Raw genomic sequence first — 12,334 nt, forward strand, 5'->3', positions numbered from 1 at the left:
ATAATATGGATTTTAAAATAATAATGTAAAGAAATTAAAATCGATCTATACTAGTTGTTGTTCGTACTTATTGCGGCAGGTTGTTTCTACATTTCATTCAGTTTTTTGTGGAGCGGTATCGCCATGAATACCGTTATGACTGCGGAAAGCACATCGGCAATCGGCTGGGCGTACATAATTCCATTTAGTCCCCAGACAATCGGGAGAAGCAGGATAACGGGGATAAAGCAAATCCCCTGCCTGCAAGCTCCGAGGATAAAGCCCTCTCTGCCCTTTCCCAAAGCAAGGAACAGGGAAGAATACACCGTATAAAATCCAAAGAGCATAATGGAAATGCCGTTTGCCCTCAAAGACGCTGCCCCGATCCGAATCATCTCGGCATCGCCCTTTGTGAATTGGGAGACGATAGCCGTAGGGAACAGAGCCAGTATCACACCGAAAATCACACAGAAAGCCGTAGACCATAGGATGGAAGTCTTGATTGCTTCACGAAGACGGTCAAACTTCTTCGCCCCGTAACTGTACCCTGCAATGGGTTGAAAGCCTTTAATGAACCCGAATACGGACAAGCTGCCCATTGAGATAAGGCGGGTGACAACGCCCATGCCTGCAATGGCAGAGTCCCCGTAATCGCCAGCGGCATTGTTGATTAAGGAAATGGACACACTCGTTAAAATCTGGAATACCAATGTCGGGATGCCGATTTTGAAAATCTCAGACATGGTTTCTTTTGTATATGTGCAGTCCTTAACCCGGAAATGGAATACGCTTTTTTTCCGCAGAATGTAGGTTAGATATACGCAGGTTGAAACGACTTGTGAGATTGCGGTTGCTATCGCTGCTCCTGCTACCCCTAAGTCAAACACATAGATAAACAGTGGATCTAGGGCAATATTTAGCACTGCACCCGTGAGTAAGGCGCACATAGTTGTTTTGGCGGCACCTTCACTTGTTACAATGTTATTCATCGTGACGTTGAATACATTAAAAATACAGGAAACAATGTAGATACTTGCGTATGTGGCGGCAAAGGGGAGGATACTGTCTGTTGCGCCTAAGAGCTTCAGTATGGGATGCAGGAATACCATAGAAATTATAATGATAACTGCTCCCACGGATACGCTGCTGTATAAAGCGGTACTTGCCACTTTATCCGCATTTTCCTTATCCCCACGACCTAATAATCGGGAAATATAAGAAGCAGCACCGTTACCGAACAGCAGGCCAAGACCGACAACGACCTGTCCGAGTGGATAGACCACGGAGATTGCCCCCATCTGGCTCTCTCCTAATCCGCCGACGAAATATGCGTCAACAAGATTGTAGAAAGCGTTTACCAACATACCTATCATTGTTGGAATACCCATTGATAAAAGTGCTTTTGGTATGGATGCACTGCCGAGCAGCTCCATTTTTTTACTTTGACTGTTCATTGTGAACTCCTTTCTCTTGACAAATAGTATTATTTATACTACTATAAAATATAGTAATTGCGTTGCGGAAATTATAATACTATAATTTATAGTAGTTGTCAATAGAAAAAGGAGGGATTTTAAATGGCTACCATTGACTTGATTGTACTGGGAATGTTGAAGCGGGAATCAATGAGTGCATACGATATTCAGAAACTGGTGGAATACCGCAACATCTTGTTGGGCGGCGAATTGAGGGAGACGCAAACAGCAAATTATTTTTCCAACTTTTCTCCCGTAGACTGCGCAGTGCCTTCTGCAAATGCATAATGCTGTCGAAAATGTTGCACACTGCCGGTATTGATTTTTCCTTTGAAACGCAAAAGGCCATAGATCCTGTCGTAAGATCCACGGCCACAAGATGCATATAGGTGGTTCATTGTTTGTCAGCCAGAGTCGGGAGATAAGCCAAGCCAGAGGCAACCGTAACTGCATCTACCTTCCGCATCAGACTGCTGAGCCGCCCCTCATTCCAAAAAATATCAGAAAAATCAGACAGTTCACATCCTACATCATGGTTCGGGATACAAAGGTAATTCCCATATTTATGCTGCCCGGCCAGGATGTGGAAGTAAGTCCCCCGCCCATTGATCTCTGCTTCATACCACCCAGGCCGCCACCGTAATAAGAGGATCTTTCCTGTCCAGATTTCCCTGCGGGGACCATCCCTGAGGATACAGTTATATTCCATAAGCAGCACCTCCCTACCCAAGATTCTGGCTGCTGACGGAGGCTAGTATCACTTCTGTGTCGATCATCTTCTTCTCCATCTGTGCGCCAAGGGTGAGAGCGTTAGTCATGAGGTTGTCCACCAGCCTGGGACTTCCCTGGGAGTGGCTGTGGACCGCGGAAAGGGCGGCCTGCTCTATGATGGAGGAAGAGCCTCCCGCACAGGTGATCTTATGGAGCACGTACTGCGCCACCTCCGAATCAGAGAGACCGGAGAAGTTGTAGTGCACAGTGATCCTCTGCCGCAGGGCTTCATGAACGGGCTTGCGCAGGGTATTGTTAAGATGGGGTTCCCCGCACAGGATGAGCGTGAAGCAGTTCAGGGAGTCATAGCCGTAGTTCATGAGCATTTTGATGTCCTCCAGGATGCCTGTGGATAGGTACTGGGCCTCATCAACGGCCAGGAGGAGGGGCTGCTTCTTATCCTTGTAAAGGTAGAGGATCTGCTCCTGTATGGCGCGGAACATCCCGGGCTTACCGCCCCTTGGCTCCACCCCCAGGACGGAGCAGAGCTGGCGGTAGAACTCCATGACGCTTACGGTGGAGAGGCAGATGTACTCCATGTGGTAGAGGTTGGGGTTGAGTCCTTTTGCAAAACAGCGCAGGGCGAAGGACTTGCCCATGCCGGGGCGTGCCGTGAACAGGCCGATGCCCCTGGTATCTTTTAAGTAGTCCAGCCGGGAGAGCATCTCAGAAATGTCCTTAGAAAGGAAACGGTCTTTCTCCCGGGCCATTTGTTTATCAAAAGAATTGAAAGATAATCCATAGTAAGAACGGAACATCAACAGCCACCCCCTAACTTTGAGTAGTCAATGCCTGGTGCGTTATTGCGCTTGGTCCTGCAGTTTTCGTTCTTATCCGTAGGCCGGATGGGGTAATGCTCCCCTTCGTAAAGGATGAAGGCGGAGGACATGTCATCCGGAAGGAACCGGATCTCCACTTTTGATGAGATGAACTGCATGGGGACGTCGTAGGCCACCCTGTCGATGGAGACGGTAGAATCCTTGTTCACCTTCCTTGTAATACGGTTCAGGAAGCATTCCTCCAGCCATTCCCTGGACTTAGGCCTGCGGATGGAAGAACGGGTCTGCTGGTAGCGCGCAAGGGGTGTAGTGCCGATGCCGGAATGGACGGAAGTGTTGTAGGAGCGCATGTAATCCTTAAGGAGCCCGTTGAACTGCGCCAGGGAGGTGATGGAATCCATATCCAGGGTATAGAGCCAGGTTTCCTTGAGTGTCCTGAACTGGCGTTCTATCTTGGCTTTGGAGGCACCGTCCCGTACTTTTGTATGTAAAAGGACGGTGCCGATGGAACCGCAGATCAGGGAGAGCTGCGCACCCACGTAGCTGCAACCGTTGTCGACATAGAGCTTAGACGGGATCCCGTGAGCGGCCACGGCATCCTTGAGCACCTTCTGGAAGTTGTAGGCCGTATCATTATAGAAGAGTCCGCCGCCCACCAGGAAACGGGAATGGTCATCAATGACCAGGATGCAGTAGACCCTCCTGCGCTGGCCGTTTTCCGTGATATAAGGAAGGTAACAGGTATCCGCCTGCCACATTTTCCCAAAGGCATCTTCCTCGAAGGCCTTCCTGTCCCTCAGGTTTGGGTTGGATGCCGATTTCAGGTCATGCTTCTTCACAAAACGCTGGACTGCGCAGACGCTGACGGAAGCAGGGATGAAGGCTTCTTCCACAAGATGTTTGTGGATCTGGGTGGAATTCAGTCTTGGGAAAGCCGCCTTGAGCCGGCAGATTTCTTCGATGGCGGTATCTGGCAGCACCCGGGTGGCACCCTTATCGGAGCGCTCCCGGGGCATAAGTGCGTCGATGCCGCCGTTCTGGTAAAGGGATACCCACTTGCTGATGGTTTTGGGGCTATAGCGGAACACAGAACCATCCGGCAGGGTGAGAGGGTTCTCGGTGATACGCTGGTAGTAGGCGTTCCTGGACGCATCTGGGTAAAGGTCATGGATGACCGGTGCAATGAGCGCGAGCCGGAACTGTGCCATGGCGGCTGCATCCGAAAGGTTCTTTTGATTGTTGTCCATAAAAATATCCTCCTTAGGTTGTTTTGCACCATTATGAGGGAGGTGGGGAAAGGAAGCCATACCTATGGCGTGTGGTTGAGGGAAAGCATTTCACGGGCCGAATACCTGCTGGCAGTAAGGCGCCGGATTCCTATGGGACTGGAGGAAGGATTTCGCAAAGCGGCGGACAAAGGCGGAAGCAAAATCAGAATAGGCGGGTTGGATGGACAGAGCCTTCAGGAAAGAAAGGGCGGATATCTCCACGGAAGAGAGGATGCCCAGCCATTCCACCTTCTGCACACGGAAAAGATCCAGCCATCGGCGCAGCTGGGAAAGAGAGATGGAGAAGCGCTCGCAGAGTCTCTCCACGGTAGACAGGTGCAGGAAATACTCCGCCAGGACACGCAGGAGAAAGAACAGGCCATAGCCGGAGTAGGGGATGATGAAGTCCGGAAGGATGGCATGGGTATGGCCGCAGGTACAGATAAGGCGCAGAATGCAGAGGCTGTGGCGGACAGGGGTGCCACCCACGAAGTCCACCAGAGAACGGCCATAGTAGGCATGGATCCGGCAGCTTCCCTTAGCCCCACAACAGGGACAGGTCTGCAGCTCAGGGCAGAATCCCTCCATGAAAGAATCAAACAGGACTTTAGATGAAGTTTTTATACGAATCAGCTTGCAAAACAGGGAGTTTTCTCTTATCATAGTATATGTCGGTAGTGCCGGAGTCACAAGAGTGGGACATGATCCCGTATATGGCAGGCACACTGGTGTATGAGAGAAAGAACGAACTGTAGGGGTGCTGTTCTTTCTCTTTTTTTCGTTCCATAAAAACTATATCGGAACAGCATGGAATGGTCAAGAGGAAAACGTGCTGCTTCCTACAGCACATTCTTATAGACGTTATTTGGGACTTGAGATTTTAATTTGACGTTTTTGTGCGGGAGATTTGAACTTTAGTTTGCGGGACGACAACATCTCAAAATGGGTAAAAATCAGCACACCATCTATATACAAAAAGGTGATCCAGTTGGAAGAAAAGGGGCTTATCACAAGCCGCACGGAGAAAGATGGAAAAATGCCCGAAAAGGCGGTATATTCTTTGACGGATGCAGGAAATGAGGAATTCGAGAAACTGATGATTGAAATATCCTGCAAACCAATCAATATATTTTTGGATTTTAATGCTGTTATCGTAAACTTAGAAAGTATGGCGAAGGAACAACAGAGGGAATGTCTGGATAACATTGAAAGCAATATCAATGTGTTGAAATCTTATCTTGAGGAGAATATTTCTATGAAAGAAAATGCTCCCGATATTCCTGCCACGGGTATGGCTGTTTTACATCAGCAGTTTTTGTTGGTGCAGGCAATCGAAGAATGGATAGCAACACTAAAAAAGAAATTAGGATAATTTGTTATGGGTAAAGTAGAATGGATATTCTGTCCTGTCTGCGGAAGTAAAACCCGTAACAAGGTTAGGGAGGATACTGTTCTGAAAAATTATCCTCTCTACTGCCCAAAATGCAGGCAGGAAACATTGATAGAAGCAAAGAATTTGCAAGTAACAGTCATCACAGAGCCAGACACATTAGATGCAGAGCCGATGAACGTGTGAGAAATCACAGTTTGTCGGCTTTTCTTTTTACAGAACCATAGGTAGATACGTCCACCAAATTAAAAAAAACAGCGATTTGGTGGGCGGTATTGCTATGCCCGAAAGACTTAACAAACACTCTCCAAACCTGTTTCAAGTTTGGAGGGATTTTTATTGCCTACAAATAGCAATTTCTATTTTCAAAAACGATATAAAGGGACGGATAACCCGCTAAAAAAATCCTTGCCAATGCAAGGGGGCTTTCTACCCCACAAGTAGAGGTCAAATTTCTACATAATAGAAATAAATTCTCCATAGACCGTAAAGGTGTGACAGCCTTTGCGGTTTTTCTTTTGTCGTTTTTTGCCGGATTACGCCGCAGGGCGTTATTCATCATCGGTTGCCGCTCACCGCCTTCCAATCTGAATTTTTGACAAAAAATTCAGATTGGAGGAAAGGACATGGAGGGTAATCGCCCAAAAAGAAGAAAGGATAAGTACAATCCTTATACGATATTCGAGAAAGACGGCCAGTATTATGTTTCATTTAAAGACGGACAAGGTGCTTTACATAAACTTGAAATCAGCAAGGTGCTGTATGACACGTTTGATTCTTTTGAATTAAGCGATTTGGTGTATCTTAACGTGGTGGACAGGCATATTGAGCAATCCGAGGTGTGGGAAAACACTTTGAATATGAGAGCAATGAAAAAGCCGGACAGCATGGAGGAAATCGTGTTCCGCAGGCTTCAGACAGAAAAGCTACATAAGGCAATCAACGAACTGCCGGAAAAACAGAAGAAGAGGCTAATACTGCATTATTTTCAGGAATTGACCTATGTGGAAATCGCAGAGCGGGAAAAGTGTTCAACCAGAGCAGTAGAGTACAGTATCCACGGGGCAATTCAAAGCCTGAAAAAGTTTTTTGAAAAAAATTAAAAAAGGACTTTCGGGTTTTGCCTGATAAGTGAGGAAACAGGTGAGGGAGATAAAAATTCCTTCACCTGTTTTCTGCATTTATGTGGTGAATGGGTTTGTACCATGAAAATTTCATACCCATTCATCAAATACATTCCTGTTGTTATCGTGATGAGCGTAAGCCACGTTAGCAGGTACGCCATGAGCTGGATGGAGATAAAGGCAACGAAATCGCACAGACAGAAAGACAATGGTTTGCGGCTGTCCTATCCCCGTTTAAGGAGCGAAAAATACCGGGCTATAACTGCCAGCTTGCTACTGGCAGGGCGATAACAGGCAGCAGGGACAATGATACTCCCGTCCAGTCACAGGTCGAGCGTAAATACCCATTAGGTATAAAAACGCCGCAACCAATGAGGGCGGCTCCGGGCGATCCCCGGAGGGGTACGATTCCCGTGGAGCTGGCCAGCAGCCAGTCGTTTGGTGACTTCCCTATATTTGCCGTAAAAGCGGTAGATATGTAAGCCGGGGTGTCGAGGACAAATAGGCTTATCAGGCTAAAAGTGGTAGCCGGACACAAAACATGAAAATATTCTGAAGAATAATCAAAAAGCCATGCTTTTGTGTTCGGCTGATACATACCTGAAATGCAGTTTTTTCGGCAGGCAAGATGTATTCTGCAAATTTATATTTTCTGCCATGAAAGAAAAATCAGACTGGATTCAGGAAATAAAGATTATGGAGGACATTTTTATTATGGAAGAAAGAAAAATCAGACGAGGGGATATTTACCATGCAGACTTAAATCCCGTTTTCGGAAGTGAGCAGGGCGGATACCGTCCGGTATTAGTGATTCAGAATAACAGAGGGAATCAATACAGCCCAACCGTAATTGTAGCGGCAATTACAAGCAGGCCAAAATCAAAAATGCCCACTCATGTCCCGATTCCGGCAGATATGCAAGGTCTGGAAAAAGATTCTGTTGTGCTGTTAGAGCAAGTCCGAACGCTGGACAAAAAGAGACTGGGGGATTATATCGGGACGCTGGACAGACAGCAAATGTTGAAGGTTGATAAAGCATTATGCTCCAGCACCGGGATGAGAAAACGGGATAAACCGATTTTGATGTGTCTGTGCCCAATATGTGCAAAACCTTTTTATGATTCCAAAGAGCATTTTATCCAGAGGGCAGATAAGAATCAAAATTTGAAGGATACCTGTATATTTTGCAACAGCAGGCAGGGATACGATTATTTAATAAGGAAAAGGTATTGCAGTGAGAACAAGGATAATTGAAAAGTCAAGGATGCGATTTGAAAATTCGCACATTAGACGGGAAGGGATTGTGAAGCTATGATAATAGCAAGCAGTCCCTTCCCATGTTTCGGGAGGTGACTGATATAGATACCATGAATTTGCAAAAACAGGTTTATGACGCTGATGACATTCAGAAGCTATTGGGTATTGGCAGAAGCAAGGCATACGCATTTCTGGATGAAGCCTATGAGAGTCAGAAACCGTTCAGGGTGATAAAAATAGGAAAGCTGTACCGGGTTCCCAAAGAGGGATTCGATCAATGGTTAAATGGAGCAAGCTAAACGTGCGGAGGTGATAGGAATGGGAAAGAAAACACAGGAAAAGAGTGTTGCTTTTTTTGAACGAAATTCATGGTATCACCGTACAAAGGCACTGCAAGACAACGGCATTGTTAAATATGGAAAGAAAGGCGGGTTTTCCAGTCAGGCAGAGGCGGAGGCCAGTTATCGGAAATGCGAGGAAGAATTTAATGCGCTGTTGCGGAAACAGCAGCTTTCCAGCAAATCCAATAAAGACGTTCTATTTAAAGATTATCTTATCTACTGGTTTGAGGAAGTGTTTTCAAAAAGAATTGAGACGACAACAAGAATGGTTGGGGCATACGCCTTATATGACTTGATTATCCCAAACATTGATTATGATATAAAGATGAGGTTTGTCAGCGTGGAATACCTGGACGGACTTCTGGAGAGGACATCAAAGGCTTGTGTTTCGGCAGGAAATAAGGGGCGGGAAATTTTGAATCTTGCCATGAAAGAGGCAGTCATAGAGGGCTATATCAATGTGAATCCCGTGCCGGAAACAAAGCCGTATAAGCGAAAGAAACCCAATATCGTGGTTCTCAGCAGGGAGAAAATCAAAATACTCCTTCAGGCGGCTTCAAAGGATAACTGGTATCTGGAAATTCTGTTGGGACTGTTTTGCGGACTGCGGAAAGGCGAAATCTATGGGCTGAAATTTTCCGACTTTGATTTAGAACGCCGTAGTGTGAAAATCAGCAGACAGATTGTTGCAAACCCTATTATAAAAGAGGGGAGCAGGATTGAAGAAAATATTTTAATCGAACGTGATCCCAAAACGCCCAACAGTTTCCGGGTACTGCGTGTGCCGGAGGTCATTATTACAGAGCTGGAGAAAAGAAAATGTCAGATAGATATGTATAAAGAAAAGATGCAGGAGGCTTTTATTGATAACGATTATATCAGTTGTCAGGCAAATGGAAAGGTACATAGCCTGTCCGCCATGAACAACGCTTTGACAAAGCTGTGTGTGCGGAATGGGCTTCCTGCTGTAACCGTGCATGGACTCCGCCATATGTTTGCCACTATTTTGGTGGAGCAGGGTGTTCCGCTTGCGAAAATATCAGGGTTATTGGGACATAGTTCTGTCAATACAACCTTTGAATATTATTGTGACGTCATGGATGAGAAAGAAAAGATTATTGCCTTTATGAATGACGCTTTTATCCCTGAAGGCAGGGAAGGGACAGGATAACATGGAATTTGATTTGAAATTACAGCAGTTTGTGGACTGGAAGGTTTATAACGTCACGCCGATTAAGAATAAGTTTGGCTATCGTGTGGTGCTGATTTATGCGGACGGGACAAAAATACCACAGCAGAAATCCGGGTTTGCTACAAAGAAAGCGGCGAACACGGACAGGGACAAGACGCTGGGCGAATTATATTCAGGCACATATGTGGTATATACCAGCGTAAAAGTGAAAGACTTTATGCTGTTCTGGCTTGAAAAAGAAATGCGCCCACGCATTACAAGCGGCTCCTATGAAACCTATTCCAATATCGTCAATAACCATGTGATTCCGGCGATGGGCAACATCAGAATGACGGAAATCAAACGGAGCCATATCCAGAGCCTTTATTATGAAGAAGCGGCGGCTTCCGTTTCTACCGCAAGATTGGTAAAAACGGTGATGAATACGTCCATGCAGTATGCTGTGAATAAGAAAATCATTTCCATAAATCCGACGATTGATGTGGCTCTGCCAAAGCAGGTAGAAAAGAAAGTCTACCACACCCGGAACATTGATACACAAAAGACGCTGAATATGGAGCAGGTTTTAACGCTCATTGAAGCGAGCAGGGAAACGCCAATCCATATGCAGGTATTATTTGCAGTGCTGTTGGGATTGAGGCGGTGTGAAATCAATGGGGTAAAATATTCGGATATAGATTATATCAATCGGACATTGAAAGTGCAGCGGCAGTTAGGCAAGAAGCCAAACACGACTGCCGGGGACTTCCCGGCTAAGACGTTTACAAAACAGGAAATTGGGTTGAAAACGCCGTCCAGCTACCGAACCATACCCATACCGGATTATGTGTTTGAAGCCATTCTGGAAGAAAGGAAAGTGTATGAGAAGAACCGCAGAAGGCGGTCAGGCACATTTCAGGATTTGGATTATATCTGCTGTTCCACCTATGGGCGTCCGAGAAGCAAGGATTTTCACTGGAGGCATTACAAGAAGCTGCTGGAGGACAATGGACTGCCCGATATACGGTGGCATGATTTGCGAAGCACCTTCTGTACCATTTTATTAAAGAACAATTTCAATCCCAAAGCGGTATCACAGCTAATGGGACATGCGAAAGAAATCATCACCATAGATGTTTACGGAGATACCGCCGAAATCATCGAGGACTGTTTAGACGATCTCCAGCCGTTTATTGATGAAGTAATCCCAAAGGAGGAAAGTGAAAGCGGTACAGATTTTTCAGAAGATAATTATATAGAACAAATCGGTGAATTTCTTGCGTGAAACTAAGATACTGGCATAACCGAATCACATAAAAAAGTACAGAACAAAAGTTCGATTTTGGTCTGTACTTTTTTTGACTTATGTGTTATAATGAAAAACCAAATGACTGGATAATACTATCTGTACTGGCTGGTGTTATTCAGTGTTGTTACGTTTCAAAAATACGGTTTTGTGACCTGCATTCGTGTAATTGCTATTTTAACGCTTATTCGCCAGCTTTGCAAGCCCATTTTACACGAATCGAAAATCAAATTACACGAATTTCGGGCGAATAAGCAAACTTTTTTCGGTCACAAATTGGAGGTTTTTATATGCCAGAGTTCAAATTACAAGCCCCCTACAAGCCCACCGGCGACCAGCCGCAGGCTATTGCCGAGCTGGTCAAAGGCTTCAAGGAGGGCAATCAATTCCAGACTTTACTAGGGGTTACGGGTTCCGGCAAGACATTTACGATGGCGAATGTCATTCAGGAATTGCAGAAGCCGACGCTGGTCATCGCCCACAACAAGACGCTTGCGGCGCAACTCTATGGAGAATTCAAGGAGATGTTCCCTGAGAATGCGGTGGAGTATTTTGTGTCCTAGCATATTGATATTTGTGGGTATACAATATATTGTAATATCAAAACGCATAAACAATATATATGGTGTATAAAAGGACGATAGAAGACGAGATGGACTATATGGATTCAGCATATCAGTGAACAGAATTCGTCGAAAAGACAGCAACAGAAAATTAGAATGTTGTTATGAAAGAAGTATATTGCAGAAAACGTTAGTGTAATTTAGAAAGATATCTGCTATAATATTAGTGAGGAAAAGAAAAATACATGCAGAATCTATATTCCTTTTTATATGACAAGATACGAAAAAGAGATTGTATCGGATGAGAATGTAATAGAGGAGTTGGCATATTTTAAGAATGAGATGATGTGTCTGTATCATGCAGGCGAATTATCAGCCGATGAACGGATAGATGGCAGGAAGTTGGTCTTGATGATTCAGATATTTTGCAAAAGTCGTAAGAAAAAATTATTGGATTATTTTTAAAGCGGGTAGAGTCATATTTAGAACAAAATGGGAAGAAACCTGTATAAAACAATGAGTTGGTAAAGTTTATGAATGTAATTTATTTTCTGTCATAATAAATATGAAAATTTTAAGAGAAGGAAGGAATTTTAATGTTACCAGTCAAGACTGTTTTAAATACAACAAAAGCATCGTTTGCTATGGAAGGGATGTATGCTACAGAGAATGACGAAAAGAATATCATGGATGTACTTACAGGTAAACGTAGCTTAGAGGATGTCATAAAGGAAATAAAGCGTAAGTATATGGCAGAGAAGGAATAGCAGATGAATAAATGAAATCGCTAATCCCCCAGCTATGCTGGGGAGAATAGAGTAAGTTGTGACGAAGAGGATATTATAAAAAAGCCTCCTATGTTAAAATGAGAAAGGTGTCGCAAGCCAATCTCAAGAATAGGAGGCGGTCC

General features: G+C 45.0%; 14 protein-coding genes and 2 pseudogenes. 11 read left to right on the top strand and 5 right to left on the bottom strand.

Features of this window, described 5'->3' with window-relative positions:
- Nucleotides 1-86: 86 nt before the first annotated feature.
- Nucleotides 87-1,433 (bottom strand): MATE family efflux transporter, encoded by a 1,347-nt coding sequence (locus AC6I3O_RS09695; protein ID WP_497850714.1) that lies wholly within the window; start codon nucleotides 1,431-1,433, stop codon nucleotides 87-89.
- Between the two features lie 123 nt (nucleotides 1,434-1,556).
- Between AC6I3O_RS09695 and AC6I3O_RS09700 the strand changes: the two are divergent.
- Nucleotides 1,557-1,649, top strand: a pseudogene (locus tag AC6I3O_RS09700) (PadR family transcriptional regulator); the annotation flags it as partial.
- A 199-nt stretch (nucleotides 1,650-1,848) separates the two neighbouring features.
- On the opposite strand, the gene AC6I3O_RS09705 reads toward AC6I3O_RS09700, so the two are convergent.
- The 4 genes from AC6I3O_RS09705 to AC6I3O_RS09720 all read right to left on the bottom strand — a co-directional run bounded on the left by AC6I3O_RS09705 (nucleotide 1,849) and on the right by AC6I3O_RS09720 (nucleotide 4,935).
- Entirely contained in the window at nucleotides 1,849-2,163 is a 315-nt protein-coding gene (locus AC6I3O_RS09705; protein WP_004604849.1) for a DUF6618 family protein, read from the bottom strand.
- 13 nt (nucleotides 2,164-2,176) lie between these two features.
- Nucleotides 2,177-2,983, bottom strand: a complete 807-nt coding sequence (locus AC6I3O_RS09710) for an ExeA family protein (RefSeq protein WP_497850715.1) — start codon at nucleotides 2,981-2,983, stop codon at nucleotides 2,177-2,179.
- Nucleotides 2,983-4,251, bottom strand: a complete 1,269-nt coding sequence (locus AC6I3O_RS09715; RefSeq protein WP_039909679.1) for a DDE-type integrase/transposase/recombinase — start codon at nucleotides 4,249-4,251, stop codon at nucleotides 2,983-2,985. Before AC6I3O_RS09715 ends, AC6I3O_RS09710 begins: the two co-directional genes overlap by 1 nt.
- A gap of 90 nt (nucleotides 4,252-4,341) precedes the next feature.
- The gene (locus AC6I3O_RS09720; RefSeq protein WP_368444840.1) at nucleotides 4,342-4,935 is read right to left on the bottom strand and encodes a DUF6431 domain-containing protein; all 594 of its coding nucleotides are present in this window, start codon (nucleotides 4,933-4,935) and stop codon (nucleotides 4,342-4,344) included.
- Between the two features lie 244 nt (nucleotides 4,936-5,179).
- On the opposite strand from AC6I3O_RS09720, the gene AC6I3O_RS09725 reads away from it, so the two are divergent.
- The 10 genes and pseudogenes from AC6I3O_RS09725 to AC6I3O_RS09770 all read left to right on the top strand — a co-directional run bounded on the left by AC6I3O_RS09725 (nucleotide 5,180) and on the right by AC6I3O_RS09770 (nucleotide 12,191).
- Complete coding sequence (locus tag AC6I3O_RS09725; RefSeq protein ID WP_497850716.1) at nucleotides 5,180-5,644, top strand: PadR family transcriptional regulator; 465 nt, start codon at nucleotides 5,180-5,182, stop codon at nucleotides 5,642-5,644.
- A gap of 6 nt (nucleotides 5,645-5,650) precedes the next feature.
- A complete protein-coding gene (locus AC6I3O_RS09730; RefSeq protein ID WP_497850717.1) occupies nucleotides 5,651-5,848 on the top strand; it encodes a cysteine-rich KTR domain-containing protein in 198 nt (65 codons plus the stop codon).
- 440 nt (nucleotides 5,849-6,288) lie between these two features.
- A complete protein-coding gene (locus tag AC6I3O_RS09735; RefSeq protein WP_497850718.1) occupies nucleotides 6,289-6,765 on the top strand; it encodes an RNA polymerase sigma factor in 477 nt (158 codons plus the stop codon).
- A 735-nt stretch (nucleotides 6,766-7,500) separates the two neighbouring features.
- Nucleotides 7,501-8,040 (top strand): type II toxin-antitoxin system PemK/MazF family toxin, encoded by a 540-nt coding sequence (locus tag AC6I3O_RS09740; protein ID WP_497850719.1) that lies wholly within the window; start codon nucleotides 7,501-7,503, stop codon nucleotides 8,038-8,040.
- Between the two features lie 113 nt (nucleotides 8,041-8,153).
- Nucleotides 8,154-8,342, top strand: coding sequence for a helix-turn-helix domain-containing protein (locus tag AC6I3O_RS09745; RefSeq protein WP_044984356.1), 189 nt, complete (start codon nucleotides 8,154-8,156; stop codon nucleotides 8,340-8,342).
- 19 nt (nucleotides 8,343-8,361) lie between these two features.
- A complete protein-coding gene (locus AC6I3O_RS09750; RefSeq protein WP_497850720.1) occupies nucleotides 8,362-9,555 on the top strand; it encodes a tyrosine-type recombinase/integrase in 1,194 nt (397 codons plus the stop codon).
- 1 nt (nucleotide 9,556) lies between these two features.
- A complete protein-coding gene (locus AC6I3O_RS09755; protein WP_497850721.1) occupies nucleotides 9,557-10,840 on the top strand; it encodes a tyrosine-type recombinase/integrase in 1,284 nt (427 codons plus the stop codon).
- A 311-nt stretch (nucleotides 10,841-11,151) separates the two neighbouring features.
- Nucleotides 11,152-11,421: pseudogene (locus tag AC6I3O_RS09760) on the top strand (DEAD/DEAH box helicase family protein); the annotation flags it as partial.
- 273 nt (nucleotides 11,422-11,694) lie between these two features.
- Nucleotides 11,695-11,889 carry a hypothetical protein gene (locus AC6I3O_RS09765; protein ID WP_497850722.1) on the top strand — a complete coding sequence of 65 codons (195 nt, stop codon included), beginning with the start codon at nucleotides 11,695-11,697 and terminating at the stop codon, nucleotides 11,887-11,889.
- A 131-nt stretch (nucleotides 11,890-12,020) separates the two neighbouring features.
- Nucleotides 12,021-12,191 carry a hypothetical protein gene (locus tag AC6I3O_RS09770; RefSeq protein ID WP_497850723.1) on the top strand — a complete coding sequence of 57 codons (171 nt, stop codon included), beginning with the start codon at nucleotides 12,021-12,023 and terminating at the stop codon, nucleotides 12,189-12,191.
- Nucleotides 12,192-12,334 lie beyond the last annotated feature (143 nt).

Source organism: Sporofaciens sp. St.21A7 (assembly GCF_059728535.1).